This is a genomic window from Roseibium aquae (genome assembly GCF_008711285.1).
Classification (GTDB): domain Bacteria; phylum Pseudomonadota; class Alphaproteobacteria; order Rhizobiales; family Stappiaceae; genus Roseibium; species Roseibium aquae.
The window spans coordinates 53,846-71,882 of sequence record NZ_VXDC01000011.1 but is presented as its reverse complement, the minus strand read 5'-3'; the positions used below and the strand labels follow the sequence as shown (position 1 = coordinate 71,882).

Genomic DNA, 18,037 nt, shown 5'->3' with positions numbered 1-18,037 from the left:
CCACCTATCCCGTTTCGAAACCTTCCAGCACATTCACACAATTGGTGCCGAGCGCCTCGATCGCATAGCCGCCTTCCATCAGGAACACCGTTGGAATATCCGCGAACGAGAGCTTCCGGCCAAGGTCGAAGAAATCTTCGCTCGTGAATTTGAAACCGGATATCGGGTCCTTCTCGAAACAGTCCAGGCCGAGGGATACAATCAGAACCTCCGGGCGATATACGAGAAGCCACCGGCAGGCGTCCTCCAGAGCGGGCAGATAGGCTTGCCAATCCGTGCCGAGGGGAAGCGGCCAATTGCGGGTGAACCCGGTTCCCGCCTGTTCCCCCGTCTCGTCCGCATGCCCCAGAAAATAGGGATACTCCTGACGCGGATCCGCATGGATCGACAGAAAGAGCACATCCGAACGGCCATAGAAAATGGATTGCGTCCCATTGCCGTGGTGATAGTCGACATCCAGAATGGCAACGCGTGCGAGCCCATTGTCCCGCAGCCACTGGGCAGCGATTGCCGCATTGTTGAAAAAACAGTATCCCCCAAAAAAATCGGCTCCCGCATGGTGACCGGGCGGACGGCAAAGACCGAAAGCGGATTTCTCTCCATCCATGACAAGTTTGGCCGCTGTGATGGCGGTGTTGGCTGATGCCTTTGCGGCGGCAAAGGTGTGTCCGCCCAAAGGCGTTCCAGCATCCATGGAATAGCGGCCCAGAAGGCCATCTATATGGTCAGGAACCGGATCGGCGCGCAGGGACCGAACCGGCCAGACGAACGGAAACGCTTCGCTTTGCCGCCCGGCTGCGGTCCATTTCTCCCAGAAACCCTCCAAGAAATCGACATAGCCGTCCGAATGCACCCGGCGGACGGGACGCATCCCAAAATCATCAGGTTCGAAAATGTCTCCCAGCCTTCGCTGTTTGACCGCCGCAAGGACCATTTCAGCCCGGCTTGGGATTTCGACGGCCGGTTTCAGTTCGCCGTCGCTGATTTCGTGCTTGGGGGCATGGGATAGTTGAACGCCTGAAAAGACCGTTTTCACGTTTGGCTCCCGACTGGTGCATGACCCGACCTTACGAAAAACGGTATTCGGTCAAATGCGTGTAGGTTTCGCCCGGCCGCAGGATCGCGGACGGAAAGGACGGCCGGTTCGGCGCGTCCGGCCAGCGCTGAGGTTCCAAACACAAGCCCGCTTTCGGCCCGTAGCTTCTGCCATCCAGACCCGGTACCGGGCAGTGAATTCCGGCCCCATCATAGAACTGGAGGCCCGGTTCGGTTGTCCAGACCTCCATCCGGCAGTCGCCCGCCGGATCTTCGAGAGCGGCAGCGAACTCCGGCGTATCGCGCGGTTCTCCGGCAAGACAATAGTTATGGTCGTAGTCCGGGCCACCGCCGGCTGCAATCGGCCGACCATCCTGAAAGTCGAACGGCGTCCAGGCGACCTTGCGAATCTCTCCGGTTGGAATCTTGTCGCCGTCGACCGGCAAATAGCTATCGGCGGCGATTTCAAGACGGTGGTTCGAGATTGTCTCTTCACCGGAAAGATTGAAATAGCAGTGGGTGGACAGGTTCACCGCTGTCGGACGGTCGGTCGTTGCCGTCATCTTGACGCGCAAAGCCCCTGCACCGGTCAGGGAATACCTGACCAGAACGTCCACCTGGCCCGGATAGCCCTCTTCGCCGTCCTTTGAGACGAGCTTCAACAGGACACTGCTCTTGTCATGCTGTTCCAAGGTCCAGAGCCTTTGGGAGAACCCGCCGGTTCCCCCATGCAAATGGTGGCCTGTTGGTTCGTTCACGCCGAGTTCGACGACCCGGCCATCCAGTTCAAAACGGCCATGGGCTATCCGGTTGGCACACCGGCCAACGATTGCTCCGAAAAACGTCGGGGTCACGAGATAGCCATCGAGCTGGTCGAAACCAAGCACGGTCCGGTGCCCATTGAACCTCAGGTCCCGGACAGCCGCGCCATAGGTCAGAATCCCGGCCTCCAGCCCGCCCTTTTTCAGGGTTATTTCCTGGACGGCGCGTCCATCCGGCAAAGAACCGAAATCCGTGATCATTTAAGTCCACAGCTTGAGATCTAGAAACACACCGAGTGCCAGAAATCCGGCATTGGACCGTGCCGCCGATCCAATGCCTTCTCGCCACTCAGAGCGTCTGGTTATACTCGCCGACTTCCGGGTTTTCCCGCAAGATGTCGTCGACGGCCTTGAACATAGCCCTCAGCCGGTCTTCGGACACCGGGCTCTCAACCACCACAACCAGCTCGGGTTTGTTGGAGGACGCCCGCACCAAACCCCAGGTGCCGTCGTCGGCCACGACCCGCACGCCGTTCACCGTGATCAGTTCTTTGACGGGGTGTCCGGCAATCGTCTCCCCCTTGGCCTTCATGTCCTGGAACCGCGCCACAACCCTGTCGACAACTTCGTATTTCACCTCATCGGCGCATTTCGGCGCCATGGTCGGCGACCCCCAGGTCTTGGGCAGATCGCGGCGCAGATCCGCCATGGTCTTGTCCGGATTGCGGTCGAGCATGTCGAGGATGGCGATTGCCGAAACAAGGCCATCATCATATCCACGCCCGATTGGGGCATTGAAGAAGTAGTGACCCGATTTTTCAAAGCCGACGATGGCGTCCAATTCCACGACACGCCGCTTGATGTAGGAGTGTCCGGTCTTGAAATAATCGGTCTTGGCCCCATTGGCCTGCAGCACCGGATCCGTATGGAAGAGCCCGGTCGATTTCACATCGACAACGAATTGGCAGTTCGGATGAAGCGCCGAAATATCGCGCGCCAGCATCACACCGACCTTGTCCGCGAAGATCTCCTCGCCTTCGTTGTCGACCACACCGCAACGGTCTCCATCCCCATCGAAGCCTAGACCGACTTCCGCGCCGGTCTCGAGGACCTTGTCGCGCAGGGCGTGCAGCATCTTCATGTCTTCGGGGTTCGGGTTGTAGCGCGGAAACGTGTGATCCAACTCCGCATCCAGCGGGATGACCTCTGCGCCGAGCGCTTCCAGGATCCGCGGGGCGAAGGCGCCTGCCGTGCCATTGCCACATGCGGCAACCACCTTGATGGGCCGCTTCAGCTCGGCCCGGTCGGTGAGATCCTTGAAGTAGATCTCTGGAAACCCGTCCACAAAGCGATAGGAGCCGCTCCCCTTCAGGTCAAAGGCGGCTGCCAGAACGATCTCCTTCAACCGGCCCATTTCGTCAGGCCCGAAGGTCAACGGGCGATCGATTCCCATCTTCACGCCCGTCCAGCCATTGTCATTGTGCGAGGCCGTAATCATGGCAACCGCCGGAATATCGAGCGCGAACTGCGCAAAATAAGCCATTGGCGACAGAGCAAGCCCGATATCGTGCACATTGATCCCGGCCGCGAGGAGACCGTTCACGACCGCCATCTTGATCTGGGCCGAATACCCCCGGAAATCATGCGCAACGACAATGTCGGGGCGCACGCCCCGTTCGTGCATCAAGGTGCCGATCCCCATGCCCAGGGCCTGCATGCCCATCAGGTTGATTTCTTTTTCGAACAGCCAGCGGGCATCGTATTCCCGGAAGCCGGTCGGCTTCACCATCGGGCTGGACTCATAAGCAAAGGTATTTGGCTCAAGAAATGGAACTGGCTTCGGAAACATGGAGACCTCTCGTTTGGACCCGATGATTTGAGATAACGACTCGTCAGCTCATCGGGTTGGCGGGAACGTTATTGAATGAGAACCAATGTGTCATTGGAAATGTCGAACCGATCCAGCTGGCGCAGAGCGGACATGCCCAGAAGCGGCACGGCAAGGAGATCCTCTTCCAAAACGATGGCCTCGACATTTTTCAGGCGGATCGGCCCCAAACGCAGATCGCGGACTTCGACGGTCGCCCCCAAGGCAACACCATTGGCAGTCTGGACAGGTTTTTTAAAGTCCGAAGGTTTCAGAAATATGCCAATATCATTCGCGATGTCTTCCGGCAGGGCCAGGGCAGAAGCGCCCGTGTCGACCAGCATCGTCACGGCCCGGCCGTTCAGGCGAGCCTCGGTCATGTACTGTCCGTTTCGGGCCATGGGGATCTCATGGCGCCGCCCGAATGCACCGGTTTGGTCAGGGCTTTTGGCCTCAGATGGCGGCTCCTGTCGTGTTTCCAGGTAAGGCACGAGATATTTCGGGGCCAAGGGCGCGAGCGCCACCAAAACGAGGGCGAAAAACAGGAACCGTTTCATGGCATCTCCGCCGCGGTGAACCGTGCCACTGTCCTACCACGCCGCCCTTATCATAGAATGAAATCATTCCCGGACGACCCTGAGGGCAAATTGGGCGATCTCGCCGTCACCCGGGACGCTGGACTGAGCGCCCGTTGCGGTACAGGCGAGCGTACCGGCGGCCACCGCACAGCGCAGCGCATCTTCCAGGCGAGCGCCGCGGTCAAGACCGGCAGCCAGTGCGCCGCAAAAGGCGTCCCCCGCACCGGTTGTGTCGAGAATATCCGCTTCCGGCGCATGCATGCGGAAACGCTCCCCCGCCCGATATGCCACAATTCCGGCGGATCCGAGAGTGACCACGGCGACGCGGGTTCCAGATCCGAAATGCGCCGCGAACCCTTCCCGGTCCGCAGGCGCTTCTAACCGGCGTGCGATCTCTTCGGCCTCGGCCTCGTTAACAACAAGGACATCGGTATGGCCGAGCAAGTCGCCCAGATCCTCTGCCGGGACAGGCGCCGGATTGAAAACCGTGCGTGCGCCCACTTGCCTCGCACGCGCCATGGCGCCCCGGATTTCCGCTGTCGAAATTTCCCCCTGAACCAGCAGGGTATCGCCAGTTGCAAGCATCCCCTCAAGCCAGCTTGAACGCACCTGCGCATTGGCACCGGCAGCGACCATGATCTGGTTCTCTCCGGCTGGGTCGACACCGATCATGGCCAGACCGGTCGCTCGGTCGATCCGCCGGACCTGATCGAGACGCACGCCAGCGCCCCTCAGGTTTTCAAGCGCAAGATCCGCAAACGCATCCCGTCCAACCGCGCCCACAATCGCGACGTCGGCTCCCGCCCTGCGCGCGGCAAGCGCCTGATTGGCACCCTTGCCGCCGGGAAACGCCTGATGATCCGGCCCGCTCACGGTCTCGCCAGACCGCGGGAGACGCGGCACACAGATCACGAGATCCAGATTGATTGACCCAAAGACAACTATCACCGCATCCCCCTTGGCACCGGCGGCAGCGGACCTTACTTGGTGCCGTACATGCGGTCGCCCGCATCGCCGAGACCTGGCACGATATACCCCTTCTCGTTGAGCTTCTCGTCGACCGCGGCGGTGTAGACCGGGACATCGGGATGGTGATCGATGAACTTCCGCACCCCCTCCGGGGCAGCGAGCAAACACAAGAACCGGATGTTGTTGGCACCGCGATCCTTCAGCTTTTGAACTGCCGCGATGGCCGAATTGGCCGTTGCCAGCATCGGGTCCACGACGATGATCAAGCGCTCATCGAGATCTTCCGGGGCCTTGAAGTAGTATTCGACCGGATGAAGCGTTTCGGGATCCCGGTAAAGACCGATATGCGCGACACGGGCTGAAGGCACCAGATCGAGCATGCCCTCCAGAAGACCGTTGCCGGCGCGCAGCACGGAGGCGAACACCAGCTTCTTTCCCGCAAGTGTTGGGGCCTGCATTTCCGCCAGGGGTGTCTCGATGGTCTGATGGACAAGCGGCAAATCCCGCGTGACTTCGTAGCACAACAGGGTCGAGATTTCCCGCAGGAGCCGCCGGAATCCTTGGGTCGACGTGCCCTTGTCGCGCATGATCGTCAGTTTGTGCTGAACCAGAGGATGGTCGATTACGTTTGCTCCTGACATGGCTGCCTCTTTCGATTACGCGCCCTCTCGGGCGATCTGGTGTGTGGATGGTCTGAAGGTGCTTGGTTTGAGCTATGCCCCGAACGGGAGCCAAAAAACAGACCCTGGATTCATGATTTTCGCCAGTTTTTGAAATCCCTCAGGGTTTTCCTGGGCAACAGGAACCGCAGCCATGCGGGACCCCTCCAAGACACACGCGTTTGGAAGGACCTCTTCTGGGGCGGCCAGTTTCTCCCGGACGCGATCCGCAAGGCGGCTCCACAGGCTGGAGGTCACCATCCGGACCTCGATCATGCCGGTAACCGGATCCGGCGGCACTTGGTCGGAGATCACACGGATAACCCCGTGGTCTTGCAGCAGGAGAGCATGCGCGGCATCTGATGGCGCGGGCAGTTCGCTGAAGCCGGACACATTCAAGCCGGACCAGGCGAACGGCTCGATAAGGCTGTTGGTCATCTCCAGAGCCGGCAAATGAAACGGGATCATTGCCGGGCCAAGCGGTTGGTCAGCCCGCCAGACATCCCCCAGGATGATGTCGCCCACACCGGCGCCGCCGGGCCAAAGCGGGGCGAAGGATTCCGCGACCCTTGCAAAAACCTCATCAATTGCAATCTCTCCCCTGGCATTGCGGTTGCCGATTTGCACCAACAGATTGCCCGGGCGCGCAGCTTCATCGGCTTCAAACACGTCGGGCCGCATGCCGACCGCTTCTCCGAAGCGGTGCAGATGCGCTGTCAGGGCTTCGGCCCAGCCGGGAAAAACGTCATGATCCAGACGCAGCCCGGATGCGACTTCCTCCACATCGAGCCGGATCAGGGCATGGGCATCCACACGGAGCGGGTCGGCCGGGTCGGCAGAAAAGGAGCCGGACCGCATCATGTTGAGGACCGCCAGTGCCACACCGGCCCTTCCACCAAACAAGTGCTCCGTGTACCCGTCTTCGAAGACCCAACCGGCCGGGACCTGACTGGCCGCCGCAGAGACCAGCAACGCCAGATCGCCCGCCACCCGTAACAAATCCTGAGGTGACGAAAACCCGCGATAGTCGGCCAGGACTGCCCAACGGTCGATGCCGCCAGTTTCAAGCCAGCGCCAGACCGACGCTGGAGGGACCTGAAGGTCCGGATAGTACCTGCGGACCTGCGCAACAACGGCCTCCGCCACGCTGTCCAAAGCCTGCATGTCGACCTGGATAGTGCGCAATTGCGCAAGGTTCGCGTCTTGCAGAACCTGGCCCACGGCGGCTTGAGCAGCACCAGCTGTCCAAATCTCGAGAGCTGACGGGGCATCACCTTCGGTTGACAATTTGACTTCGCTTTCCCAGGCTTCCGGTCCCGAGCATCTCCGGACCAGATTGAATCGCTGCGCGATTGATCGAACGTGAAAAAATGCTCTAACACTTTCATGTGGTGAGCAATCTCTTCCGGTCAGATTGGAGCGCACTTCTTCAATCTGACCGGCGATTGCTCCAGACACGCGTGGTGTTTTGATACCGTGCCACCAACAGGTCCGGTTTGTCGTCCCGTCTAGCGCTTTTTGTTCAATCAAGCCAAGTTCATTCAAGCCAAGTAGGTTCACCCCAATCGCCTGACACACCCTCATCCCGCGTTTCGGACTGACAATCACCATGACACCGCTTTTTTCCATCAGCGCGCTTTTAACCGGATCAGCCCTGCTACTGCTGGCAGGCGGTCTGCATGGCCTGCTTCTCCCGGTCCGCGGTCTGGCGGAGGGCTTTTCAGACACATCGTTGGGCCTGCTTGGGGCAGGCTGGGCTTTTGGCTACATGGGCGGATGCCTTCTGGTGCCGACCATCGTGAAACGTGTCGGACATATCCGCTCCTTCAGCGTGCTGGCGTCGCTTGCAGGGATCACCGTCCTTTTAAACCTCTTGTTCATGACACCGCTCGCGTGGATTATCTTGCGCGCGATCACCGGGTTTTGTTTCGCCGGAGCAGCGATGATCGTCGAAAGCTGGCTGAACGAGCGTGCGACCAACCAGACCCGCGGCAAGATCTTCGGCATCTACACGATGGTAAATCTCGGGGCGACCACCGCCGGACAGATGCTTCTGACCCTGGGCGATGCGCGCGGCTATCTGTTTTTCGTCGTTGGGTCCATCATCTACTCGCTCTCGCTTCTGCCCACCGCGCTCTCAACGGCCGCCACGCCGGCTCCCCTGACCCAGGCCAAGCTGGACCCCAAGCAGCTTTGGCGGAATTCACCGGTGGCGGTTTTCGCGATATTCATGGTGGGCCTGTCGAACGGGTCCTTCGGCACACTGGGCGCAGTGTACGGCCAGCGCATTGGCCTTGATGTCACGCAAATCGCCATCATGATGAGCCTTGCGCTTCTCTTTGGCGCGATGGTGCAGATCCCGATCGGCTTCGCGTCGGATCGGATGGACCGGCGCTACGTGCTGATCGCACAGGCTGTCTTTGCCATGGGTCTCGGCATAGCGTTGTCGTTTCTGGTCGAGACGGACCCGCTGTGGATCATCTTGATGATCGGCATCTTCGGCGGGATGATCTATTCGATGTATCCGGTGATCGTGGCCCATGCCAGCGACCACGCCGATCCGGGCGACTTCCTGAAAACCAGCGGCGGGCTCCTGCTGATTTTCGGCGTCGGTACGATGATCGGCCCGCTGATCGCCTCGGTCTTGATGAGCGCGACCCAGCCTGGCGCCTTGTTTCAGGTCACGGCAGTGGCCCATCTGTCGCTTGTGGCCTTTGCGATCTGGCGGATCACGCAACGGGCACCGGTTGCGGGAGAGGACAAGACGGACTTCGTTCCGGTGGTCTCGACAGCGCGCATGTCGACACCGGAAACCGCGGTACTCGATCCCAGGGCTGAAGAGGAGATTGCCGCCGAACAGCAGCCAGGCGAAACTGCGCAGGTGCTCGGCGATTCAATCTCAAAGCCCTGAAACGGCCGCGCTTTCCAATCGGACACGCAACCGCGTCTTCGTGGCCTCGTCGCAAAACGCAGCCTCGATGGCAGTACGCGTTATGGTCAACTGGTCATCGATGCCCCATCCGAACGTTTCCGCCACCGATGTATACTCCTTTCCGAGAGTTGTTCCGAAGAATGGCGGGTCGTCGGAATTCAAAGTGAGTTTCACTCCCTGACGGCGCAGCATGTTGACCGGGTGGAACCGCAGCACCGGGTAGAGTCCCAAGGCGATATTCGACCCCGGGCACACTTCAAGCACGATGTCCTCGTCAACCAGGCGCCGCACAAGTTTGGGGTCCTCGATGGCCCGAACGCCGTGCCCAATCCGTTTGACCCGCAAGAACTCCAGCGCGGCAAGAACGCTCTCCGCTCCACTGAATTCGCCCGCATGCGCGGTAAGCCCGAGGCCCGCCTCGCCTGCCATGCGGAACGCCTTCGCAAAATTGGCGGGGTGGCCTTCCCGTTCGTCGCCGGCGAGACCGAAGCCGGTGACCATCGGGTGCGGGCAAGCAATCACATCCTTCACTACCCGCTCAACCGCCGGGCCACCGAAGTGACGGACCCCTACGGCGATCATCCGGCCTTCAATCCCCGTATCGATCTTCGCCCGCTCTATTCCGCTGGCAAGACCTTCAACATAGGAGCGATAGGACAATCCAGCCGTGCGCGCATGATCAGGCGAAATGAAAATCTCGCCATAGACAGCCCCTTCGGCCGCCAGCATCCGGAAATAGGTTTCAGCCAGAAGCCCATAGTCCTGCGGTGTCCGGAACACGGTGCTTGATAGATCGTAGGCTTTGAGAAACTGCGTGAAATCCGACCAGATGTATTTGCCCTGCGGGCTGATGATGCCCGATACGTCGACGCCATACTTTTCGGCCAAACGCTGCACCAGCGAAGGCGGCGCAGCCCCCTCGATGTGGCAATGCAATTCGGCCTTCGGGATCGCTACGTGGTCGGGCATGGATCAAATCCTCAGAGGAAGCTCTCGCCGTGGCGCCCGGGTGCAATACCAAGGTGGCGGGCGATGCTTTCTCCGATATCGGCGAAGGTCGAGCGGCCGCCTATCGCCTTGGCCGGGATACCCGGACCCGTTCCCACCACCGGCACATGCTCGCGCGTGTGATCGGTGCCCGTCCATGTCGGATCACATCCGTGATCCGCGGTCAAAATCAGAAGGTCACCGGGCTTCAAACGCGCCATCATGTCCGGCAGCCGCCGGTCGAAATGCTCCAGAGCCGCCGCGTACCCGGCAACATCACGCCGGTGCCCGTACAGAGAGTCGAAATCGATAAAGTTCGCGAACACCAGATCCCCGTCTCCCGCAAGAGCCATCGCCTCCAGCGTTCGATCGAACAATTCGTCATTTCCCGCGCCTTTCAGAACCTTCGAGACACCTTGATGCGCGAAGATATCGGAGATCTTGCCGATGCCGTAGACCGTGCGGCCTGCGTCGGTCAGGCGATCCAATACCGTCGGTTCGGGCGGCAGCACCGAGTAGTCCCGACGGTTCGCGGTTCGCTGGAAATTCTTCGCGCCTTCGCCGGCAAAAGGCCGCGCGATGACCCGGCCGATATTGTAGGGATCGGCAATCTCCCGCACGGTTTGGCACAGCTCATAAAGGCGCTCGAGCCCGAAATGCGTTTCGTGGGCGGCGATCTGGATCACACTATCCGCCGAGGTATAGAAGATCGGCAAACCGGTGCGGATATGCTCCTCTCCCAGGTCCTCGATAATCACGGTGCCCGAGGCATGCTTGTTGCCAAGAACGCCGGCCAACCCGGTCTTGGTCTTGACCGCCTCAATCAGTGCATCTGGAAAAGTGGGCAAAGTGTCGGGAAAGTACCCCCAATCAAACAGGACCGGCACACCCGCGATTTCCCAGTGGCCCGAGGGCGTATCCTTGCCGTGCGAAACCTCCGCCGCATACCCCCAAATGCCTTCCGGGTCGCCCGCGAAATCGAGGCCGGGAGCGGCCTTGCCCGTCGAGGCCCGCGCGGCAGCACCGAGGCCCAGACGATCCATGTTCGGAACCTGAAGCGGTCCGGAGCGCAGTCCATCCCGGTCCGCCTCGCCGGCCGCGCACCGCTGCGCGATATGGCCGAGCGTGTCGGAGCCTGCGTCTCCAAACGCGTCCGCATCGGGCGCTCCGCCAATGCCAAAACTGTCCAAGACGCACAATATCGCGCGTGCCATGACACGGTCCTTTCAAGGTTCAGCCACGTCAAGCGACTGCAACAAATCGAAAAATCGCCACCATCAGGCGGTGATACGCTCCACGATAGCCGCATGGTCGGGAACATGGGCTGCGTCGCCAACCCGGTAGGCGGCCCGCACCATGTTCGCGGCGCGCTCCGCATCGGCCTGACTGTGCGCGTGAACGATGGCAAGCGGGCAATCGGCGTCCACGCTGTTTCCAAGCCCGGCCAGGTTTGTCAGACCGACCGCGGGATCAACGACCTGATGGGCCGCTGTGCGGCCACCGCCCAGCGCAACAACCGCCAGCCCCACGGCGCGGGTATCAATACCTGTTACAGACCCGGCCTCTTCCGCGTAAACCGGAGCCTGCACCGGGGCCTTGGCCAGGTAAAGCTCGGACTTGTCCATGAAATCCACCGGACCGCCCAGCGCGGACACCATTCGGGCGAAGACCTCGGCGGCCTCTCCGCTCTCGAAGGCCTTGCGCATCTTGTCCGTTCCCTCTGCCGCGTCGGCGGCCAATCCGCCGGTCGCCAGCAATTCCCCGCCCTGCGCGATCGTGATGTCGAACAAGCGGTTGTCGACGGCGGTGCCTTTCAGGAAATCGACCGCATTTTGGACCTCGACCGCATTTCCGGCCGCGGAGGCGAGCGGCTCGTTCATGTCTGTCAGCAGGGCCGTCGTCTTGAGACCAGCGCCGTTTGCCACCTTGACGAGGCTCTGAGCCAGCGCCCGCGCATCGTCAAGGTCCGCCATGAAGGCGCCCGTGCCCCATTTAACGTCCAGCACCAGACCTTGCAGGCCCGCAGCCAGCTTCTTGGAAAGGATGGACGCCGTGATCAGGTCAATGCTTTCCACCGTCGCGGTCACGTCGCGGATGGCGTAGAAGCGTTTGTCGGCGGGCGCGAGATTGCCGGTCTGGCCGATCACAGCACACCCGACTTCCTTGACCACTTTCCGGAACAGGGCATTGTCCGGTTGCGTCTGATAGCCCGGAATGCTGTCGAACTTGTCGAGCGTGCCGCCAGTGTGCCCCAATCCGCGCCCGGAAATCATCGGTACTGCCGCGCCGCACGCAGCCAGGGCCGGTGCCAGCATCAGCGAGACATTGTCACCAACGCCGCCGGTTGAATGTTTGTCGAGAACAGGGGCGTCGATATCAGACCAATCCAGCACGTCGCCGCTGTCCCGCATCCCGAGCGTGAGCGCGACCCGTTCTTCGATCGTCAGGCCCTTGAAGAACACCGCCATCGCAAAGGCGGCAACCTGCCCTTCAGTGATGGTGCCATCGGCAAGTCCTTTCACAAAAAAGGCGATTTCCTCAGGCCCGAGCGTTTCGCCATCTCGTTTTCTACGGACGATTTCTTGTGGCAACATGGTTTAGTATCCTTCTTTCGCCGCCGTTTGCGTCCCTTCAATCGTGCCCACAAGAGCATCGAGCAGGCCGCTGGCCCCGAAGCGGAATGTGGCCGCCGACACCCAATTCGATCCCATGATCCGGTCCGCGAGATCCAGATAGGCTTGTGCATCCGCAATCGTCTTGATCCCGCCCGCAGGTTTGAAACCGACGTCCCGCCGGTGATCGCGCCGGGCCTCCTCGATTGCAGTCAGCATGACTTCGGCGGCTTCAAGCGTTGCATTGACCTCCACCTTGCCGGTGGACGTCTTCAGGAAATCGGCCCCTGCACCGATCGCGATTTCGGACGCCAAGTGGATCAAGAGCGGGTCCTTGATTTCGCCCGTTTCCAGAATAACCTTGAGCTTCGCCGAGTCCGGGACAGCCTCCCTCACCCGTATGATCTGCTCCTCGGCGAACCCCTTCCTCCCTTCCAGGAAGGCACGATAGGGCATGACCAGATCGATCTCGTCCGCCCCGGCGCTGATGGCCGCCTGCGTTTCGGCAACGACTTGCGAGGTTTCAACGCCGCCACCGGGAAAGTTTACCACGGTTGCAACCCTGACCCCGGTTCCGTCGAGTTCGCGCACGGCCTGGGCAACGAAACTCGGCCAAATGCACACGGCGGCAACCGACCCATGCGGAGTCACGGCCCGCTTGGTCAAGGCGGTGATGTCGGCTGCTGTGCAATCCTCGTTGAGATTGGTGAGATCAACAAGGTGCAACGCTCGCGTTGCGACCGCCGTCGTGGTGGCCTCATCCATGGCCGACCTCCATCACAAAGGCACGAACAATCTGCTTCACACGGTCCATTCCTGTCATCGCAACACTCTTGGTTTCATCATGGGACAGCGCATGTGACTGCAGGCCGGCCCCGTAGTTGGTCAGGATCGACATCGCCACCACCCGCATTCCCAAAAACCGGGCCAGGATGACCTCCGGTACAGTGGACATGCCGACAGCGTCCGCGCCGAGTGTCCGGGCCATCCTTATCTCGGCCGGCGTCTCGAATGAGGGGCCGGAAAACCACATGTAGACCCCCTCGGGCACCGGATCGCCGGTTTCCCGGGCGACCTTGGCCAGAGCCGCCCGCAAGTCCGGATCATAGGCCGCGCTCATGTCGAGAAAACGTGCTTCATCCTCTTCCCCAATCAAGGGATTGAGCCCGGACCAATTGATGTGATCCGATAGGATGAGCGGGGAACCCGGCGCATTCTCGGAGCGCAGCGATCCCGCCGCATTGGTCGCCAGAAGGATTTCGCATCCAAGTTCCTTCAGGGTCTCTACGGGTGTCCGCATAATGCCGGCATCACCGGACTCGTAGTAATGGGCCCGGCCGGACAGGATCACAACCGGTACACCGCCCAGATTTCCGGCAACCAGTTCACTGGAATGCGACGTCACGGAGGACACCGGAAAACCGGTCAGCCTGCTGTAGGGGATGCGGACGCCGTCCACGACTTCATCGGCCAGCGACCCCAGCCCCGACCCCAGTATCATGCCGATCTTGTACGTGCCCGCGCGGGCCGCGCGGACGATATCCGCGCAATCGCGACCATAACCGCTCATGGGGTCTATCCTTCTTACTTCAACTCGAATCCGGCCGGCAGAAGCTCGGCCACCGAAAATGTGCGTCTAATCCCGAAGAGGTCGGCCACATGAACCTTTACCGTGCCGTCGGCAAACTCTTTCAGTTTCTGCCGGCACCCACCGCATGGCGTGCACAACGCGGCGTCGCCGACAACAACCACTTCGGCGATTTCCGTTTCACCGGCCAGGATCATCGCGCTGATGGCGCCGCCTTCAGCGCACACGCCCTCCGGATAGGCCGCATTCTCGACGTTGCAGCCCGCGATCACCTTCCCCCCTTTGGTCAGGATGGCAGCTCCCACCTTAAAATCCGAATAGGGCGCATAGGCGCGCTCGCGCGCAGACTTGGCTGTTTCGAACAGCTGATCCAGCGTGGTCATGTACGCTCCTTCAAGTAGGGCACGCCAGCAGCTTTTGGCGGGACTGCTTTTCCAATGAAACCGGCCAGCAGGATAACGGTCAGGATGTAAGGCAGAGCCTGGAAGAACTGGACCGGGATCTCACCGATACCCGGCAACTCCTGGCCTTGCAGGCGAATGGCCAACGCGTCGAGAAAACCGAACAGCAAGCAGGCAAACATCGCGTATCCCGGCCGCCATTTGGCAAATATGAGGGCGGCCAGCGCGATGAAGCCTTTGCCCGCCGTCATGTTCACGATGAAGCCAGCGGATTGGGCAATCGACAGATAACTGCCGGCCAGTCCGCACAACATACCGCAGACGATAACAGCGCGGTAGCGCAGCCATACGACGGAAATTCCAGCCGTATCGACAGCCGCCGGGTTTTCACCGACGGCCCGCAGCCTGAGACCGAACCGGGTACGGAACAAGACCCACCAGGTCAGCGGCACGGCTGCGAAGGCGGCGTATACCAGAATATTGTGGCCTGATAGAAGCTCGGAGTAGATCGGTCCGATGACCGGTACATCCCGCAAGGCTTCGGCGAAGGGAAGCTCAATGTTCTGAAACCGCCCACCCTGGGAGAGTGTTGGTGTCCGCCCCCCCTGGTTAAACCAGCTCTGCCCCAAGAGCGCCGTCAGGCCCGCGGCCAGAAAATTGATGGCGACACCCGACACGATCTGGTTGCCGCGGTTGGTGATCGACGCAAAGCCATGGATCAGCGCCAGGCCGACGGACACCCCGATCCCGGCCATGAGACCAACCCAGGCATTGCCGGAAAGATAACCCACCGCCCCGGCGCCGAAGGCGGCGCCCAGCATCTTGCCCTCCAGACCGATATCAACGATGCCCGCGCGCTCGGAATAAAGCCCGGCAAGACACGCAAGCAGCAACGGCGTGGACAGGCGCACCGTGGAGTCCAGAAGGAGGATGAATGTTTCGAACATCTGAAGCTCCTTAACCGGCTGCCGCGGCCGGAGCCCGGCGGCTTGCAAAGAGGCGGACCAGGGTTGGGCGGAACATGTATTCAAGTGCACCCGCAAACAGGATGACCAGGCCCTGGATCACCACGATCATGTCCCGGGTAATGGCCGGTATCTCAAACGAGAGTTCAGCCCCGCCCTGATACAGCATGCCGAACAGGATCGCGGCCAGAACAATACCGACCGGATGGGCCCGGCCCATCAAAGCAACGGCGATCCCGACGAAGCCATATCCCGTAACGAATTCAATCAGGAGCCGGTGCTGCGAGCCCATCACCTCGTTGATCGCCATCATTCCGGCCAAACCGCCGGAGATCATCATGGTGATCACGATGGTCCGAACAGGGTTGATGCCCGCATAGACGGCCGCGTCCGGATTGGCACCATAGGAGCGGATCTCATATCCAAGGCGGGTGCGCCAGATCAGCAACCACACACCGATACAGGCCAGAAGCGCGAGGATCAGGGAAAAATTCACCGGCGCCGTGCCGAAATCCACCCCAGGGATGATGTCCGTCAGGAAAGGCAACCGGCCGCCCTCGACGAAGGTCCGTGTCTCCGGCTGCATGGAACCGGCCTCCCCGATCACATTCACCAGCAAGTAGACCATCAGCGATGCTGCAATGAAATTGAACATGATCGTCGTAATCACGACGTGGCTGCCGCGCGTTGCTTGCAGATAACCCGGAATGAATGCCCAGGCGGCGCCCATGAGGGCCGCGCCGGCCACCGCGAACGGCATGGTGACCCACCAGGGCACAATATGATCCAGCAACAGACACGCTGCGGCAACGCCAAGCCCGCCGATATAGGCCTGCCCCTCACCGCCGATGTTGAACAGCCCGGCATGGAAGGCCACCGCGACGGCCAAACCGGTGAAAATGAAGTTGGTCGCATAAAAGAGAGTGAACCCGATGCCCTCGCCAAAGCCGAGCGAGCCCCAGATGAGGACCTGAACCGCCTCGACCGGGCTTTCACCGATCAGGATCACCACCAATCCAGAGACGAAAAACGCGGCGACGAGATTTATCAGAGGGATCAGACCAAGGTCCACCCAACGTGGCAACTGCCCTGTGCTCATGCCCCGGCTCCCTCGACACCGGCCATCAGAAGGCCCAGTTCGCGTTCATCAGCATCGGGTGCCCGTTCGCCGACAATACGGCCGTCGAACATCACCAGAACGCGATCGGCAAGCGCGCGGATTTCGTCCAGCTCCACAGACACCAGCAATATCCCCTTCCCGGCGTCCCGCATTTCGATCAGACGCTTGTGAATGAACTCGATGGCGCCAATATCGACGCCGCGCGTCGGCTGCCCGACCAGAAGAACCGTCGGATCGCGCTCGATCTCGCGGGCGAGAACGATCTTCTGCTGGTTGCCACCGGAAAAATTCGCCGTTTTCAAGATCGGATTTGGCGGACGGATGTCGTATTTTTCAATTTCCGCCATGGCCGCCGCCTTGATCCCTGCGATGTCGAGAAAAAGCCCGTTCGAGTATTGCGGATCGTTGTGGTAGCCGAGGATGGCGTTCTCATATTCGGCGAACCTGGTAACCAGGCCCATCCGGTGCCGGTCCTCCGGCACATGCCCGAGGCTCTTCTGGCGCATTTCGGCCGGGTTTGGGGTGCGCGTGCCCAGATCGATCGTCTCACCGGCAATGTGCAGAGTACCGCTGGTCGCGGACCGGATTCCGGCAATGGTTTCCAGAAGTTCGGTCTGTCCGTTTCCGGACACTCCGGCAATGCCGACGATCTCCCCGGCCTTGACCTCCAGCGAGACATTCTTGACGGTTTCGACACCCCGGGTATCCGTCACCGTCAATCCCTCGACCGCGAGCACCGTATCTCGCGGTTTGGCAGGCTGTTTTTCGACATTCAGCAAAACGCTGCGCCCAACCATGAGTTCCGCCAGCTCGCTCATGTTTGTTTCAGCTGTTTGACGGGTGGCTACCATCTCCCCCCGGCGCATCACGGATACCTTGTCGGTGATGGCCATGATCTCCCTGAGTTTGTGGGTGATCAGAAGAACCGTTTTGCCTTGGTCCTTCAGCACATTCAGGATCTTGAACAGATGATCGGCCTCGGCCGGGGTCAAAACGCCGGTCGGCTCGTCGAGGATCAGAACATCGGCGCCGCGATACAGCGCCTTGAGGATCTCGACCCGCTGCTGAAGGCCAACGGGCAGGTCTTGAATAAGGGCGTCCGGATCGACCCGCAGCTCGTATTCGTCTTCCAGTCGCTTGAGCTCGGTCCGCGCCCGGGAAATTCCGCTTGCCAGGAACCCGCTGTCTTCCGCGCCCAAAATGACGTTCTCTAGAACCGAGAAATTATCGACCAGCATGAAATGCTGATGGACCATGCCGATGCCGAGCGCGATGGCGGTCTTGGAATCGGAAATTCTTACCGGGCTGCCATTCACGAGGATGTCGCCTTCGTCAGCTTCGTAGAAGCCGTAAAGGATCGACATCAACGTGGACTTTCCGGCACCGTTCTCGCCGATGATCCCGTGGATGGATCCCTTCGCGACGACGAGATCGATGTCCTTGTTCGCATGAACCGGACCGAAACGCTTGTTGATCTTGCGCAGCTCGATCGCCGGAACGGCAGAGGTGCCCAGTTCATTTGTGTGAAGTGCTTTGTTCATGGGTTCACCACCGCGCCTGAGA

At 60.6% G+C, this 18,037-nt stretch carries 17 protein-coding genes; 1 reads left to right on the top strand and 16 read right to left on the bottom strand.

What is annotated here, in order from left to right; translation table 11 throughout:
• Window positions 1-4 precede the first annotated feature (4 nt).
• The 7 genes from F0184_RS16760 to F0184_RS16730 form a co-directional block, all read right to left on the bottom strand.
• On the bottom strand, window positions 5-1,036 hold the full coding sequence (locus F0184_RS16760) for a histone deacetylase family protein (RefSeq protein WP_150497358.1): 1,032 nt from the start codon (window positions 1,034-1,036) through the stop codon (window positions 5-7).
• A 31-nt stretch (window positions 1,037-1,067) separates the two neighbouring features.
• Window positions 1,068-2,057 carry an aldose epimerase family protein gene (locus F0184_RS16755; RefSeq protein ID WP_150497357.1) on the bottom strand — a complete coding sequence of 330 codons (990 nt, stop codon included), beginning with the start codon at window positions 2,055-2,057 and terminating at the stop codon, window positions 1,068-1,070.
• Between the two features lie 88 nt (window positions 2,058-2,145).
• Window positions 2,146-3,645 (bottom strand): phosphomannomutase/phosphoglucomutase, encoded by a 1,500-nt coding sequence (locus F0184_RS16750; protein WP_150497356.1) that lies wholly within the window; start codon window positions 3,643-3,645, stop codon window positions 2,146-2,148.
• 68 nt (window positions 3,646-3,713) lie between these two features.
• A complete protein-coding gene (locus F0184_RS16745) occupies window positions 3,714-4,220 on the bottom strand; it encodes a retropepsin-like aspartic protease family protein (RefSeq protein WP_150497355.1) in 507 nt (168 codons plus the stop codon).
• Window positions 4,221-4,283: 63 nt separating this feature from the next.
• Complete coding sequence (locus F0184_RS16740) at window positions 4,284-5,189, bottom strand: ribokinase (protein ID WP_150497354.1); 906 nt, start codon at window positions 5,187-5,189, stop codon at window positions 4,284-4,286.
• Window positions 5,190-5,221: 32 nt separating this feature from the next.
• Window positions 5,222-5,851 (bottom strand): uracil phosphoribosyltransferase, encoded by a 630-nt coding sequence (gene upp, locus F0184_RS16735; RefSeq protein WP_150497353.1) that lies wholly within the window; start codon window positions 5,849-5,851, stop codon window positions 5,222-5,224.
• Window positions 5,852-5,923: 72 nt separating this feature from the next.
• The gene (locus F0184_RS16730) at window positions 5,924-7,156 is read right to left on the bottom strand and encodes a DUF1688 family protein (RefSeq protein ID WP_172972147.1); all 1,233 of its coding nucleotides are present in this window, start codon (window positions 7,154-7,156) and stop codon (window positions 5,924-5,926) included.
• Between the two features lie 322 nt (window positions 7,157-7,478).
• Between F0184_RS16730 and F0184_RS16725 the strand changes: the two genes are divergently transcribed.
• The gene (locus F0184_RS16725; RefSeq protein ID WP_150497351.1) at window positions 7,479-8,780 is read left to right on the top strand and encodes an MFS transporter; all 1,302 of its coding nucleotides are present in this window, start codon (window positions 7,479-7,481) and stop codon (window positions 8,778-8,780) included.
• Here F0184_RS16725 and F0184_RS16720 read toward each other — a convergent pair.
• The 9 genes from F0184_RS16720 to F0184_RS16680 form a co-directional block, all read right to left on the bottom strand.
• A complete protein-coding gene (locus tag F0184_RS16720; protein ID WP_150497350.1) occupies window positions 8,769-9,770 on the bottom strand; it encodes an adenosine deaminase in 1,002 nt (333 codons plus the stop codon). The genes F0184_RS16725 and F0184_RS16720 overlap by 12 nt on opposite strands.
• A gap of 11 nt (window positions 9,771-9,781) precedes the next feature.
• Window positions 9,782-11,002: a phosphopentomutase gene (locus F0184_RS16715; protein WP_150497349.1), complete on the bottom strand. Its 1,221-nt coding sequence runs from the start codon at window positions 11,000-11,002 to the stop codon at window positions 9,782-9,784.
• Window positions 11,003-11,065: 63 nt separating this feature from the next.
• The gene (gene deoA / locus F0184_RS16710; RefSeq protein WP_150497348.1) at window positions 11,066-12,382 is read right to left on the bottom strand and encodes a thymidine phosphorylase; all 1,317 of its coding nucleotides are present in this window, start codon (window positions 12,380-12,382) and stop codon (window positions 11,066-11,068) included.
• 3 nt (window positions 12,383-12,385) lie between these two features.
• Window positions 12,386-13,165 (bottom strand): deoxyribose-phosphate aldolase, encoded by a 780-nt coding sequence (gene deoC / locus F0184_RS16705; RefSeq protein WP_150497347.1) that lies wholly within the window; start codon window positions 13,163-13,165, stop codon window positions 12,386-12,388.
• Window positions 13,158-13,970 carry a purine-nucleoside phosphorylase gene (locus tag F0184_RS16700; RefSeq protein ID WP_150497346.1) on the bottom strand — a complete coding sequence of 271 codons (813 nt, stop codon included), beginning with the start codon at window positions 13,968-13,970 and terminating at the stop codon, window positions 13,158-13,160. Before F0184_RS16700 ends, deoC begins: the two co-directional genes overlap by 8 nt.
• Window positions 13,971-13,984: 14 nt before the next feature.
• Window positions 13,985-14,371, bottom strand: a complete 387-nt coding sequence (cdd, locus tag F0184_RS16695) for a cytidine deaminase (RefSeq protein ID WP_150497345.1) — start codon at window positions 14,369-14,371, stop codon at window positions 13,985-13,987.
• Entirely contained in the window at window positions 14,368-15,336 is a 969-nt protein-coding gene (locus F0184_RS16690) for an ABC transporter permease (protein WP_150497344.1), read from the bottom strand. Before F0184_RS16690 ends, cdd begins: the two co-directional genes overlap by 4 nt.
• A gap of 10 nt (window positions 15,337-15,346) precedes the next feature.
• Window positions 15,347-16,453, bottom strand: a complete 1,107-nt coding sequence (locus F0184_RS16685) for an ABC transporter permease (protein WP_150497343.1) — start codon at window positions 16,451-16,453, stop codon at window positions 15,347-15,349.
• Window positions 16,450-18,015 (bottom strand): ABC transporter ATP-binding protein, encoded by a 1,566-nt coding sequence (locus tag F0184_RS16680; RefSeq protein ID WP_150497342.1) that lies wholly within the window; start codon window positions 18,013-18,015, stop codon window positions 16,450-16,452. The genes F0184_RS16685 and F0184_RS16680 overlap by 4 nt, the downstream gene beginning before the upstream one ends.
• Window positions 18,016-18,037: the final 22 nt, after the last annotated feature.

Excerpts from the sequence above, each read along its gene's own strand:
- F0184_RS16700 (WP_150497346.1), bottom strand. The coding sequence starts at position 13,970 with ATGAGCGGTTATGGTCGCGATTGCGCGGATATCGTCCGCGCGGCCCGC.
- deoA (WP_150497348.1), bottom strand. The coding sequence starts at position 12,382 with ATGTTGCCACAAGAAATCGTCCGTAGAAAACGAGATGGCGAAACGCTC.
- F0184_RS16680 (WP_150497342.1), bottom strand. The coding sequence starts at position 18,015 with ATGAACAAAGCACTTCACACAAATGAACTGGGCACCTCTGCCGTTCCG.
- F0184_RS16685 (WP_150497343.1), bottom strand. The coding sequence starts at position 16,453 with ATGAGCACAGGGCAGTTGCCACGTTGGGTGGACCTTGGTCTGATCCCT.
- deoC (WP_150497347.1), bottom strand. The coding sequence starts at position 13,165 with ATGGATGAGGCCACCACGACGGCGGTCGCAACGCGAGCGTTGCACCTT.
- F0184_RS16690 (WP_150497344.1), bottom strand. The coding sequence starts at position 15,336 with ATGTTCGAAACATTCATCCTCCTTCTGGACTCCACGGTGCGCCTGTCC.
- F0184_RS16750 (WP_150497356.1), bottom strand. The coding sequence starts at position 3,645 with ATGTTTCCGAAGCCAGTTCCATTTCTTGAGCCAAATACCTTTGCTTAT.
- F0184_RS16745 (WP_150497355.1), bottom strand. The coding sequence starts at position 4,220 with ATGAAACGGTTCCTGTTTTTCGCCCTCGTTTTGGTGGCGCTCGCGCCC.
- F0184_RS16715 (WP_150497349.1), bottom strand. The coding sequence starts at position 11,002 with ATGGCACGCGCGATATTGTGCGTCTTGGACAGTTTTGGCATTGGCGGA.
- F0184_RS16720 (WP_150497350.1), bottom strand. The coding sequence starts at position 9,770 with ATGCCCGACCACGTAGCGATCCCGAAGGCCGAATTGCATTGCCACATC.
- cdd (WP_150497345.1), bottom strand. The coding sequence starts at position 14,371 with ATGACCACGCTGGATCAGCTGTTCGAAACAGCCAAGTCTGCGCGCGAG.
- F0184_RS16725 (WP_150497351.1), top strand. The coding sequence starts at position 7,479 with ATGACACCGCTTTTTTCCATCAGCGCGCTTTTAACCGGATCAGCCCTG.
- upp (WP_150497353.1), bottom strand. The coding sequence starts at position 5,851 with ATGTCAGGAGCAAACGTAATCGACCATCCTCTGGTTCAGCACAAACTG.
- F0184_RS16755 (WP_150497357.1), bottom strand. The coding sequence starts at position 2,057 with ATGATCACGGATTTCGGTTCTTTGCCGGATGGACGCGCCGTCCAGGAA.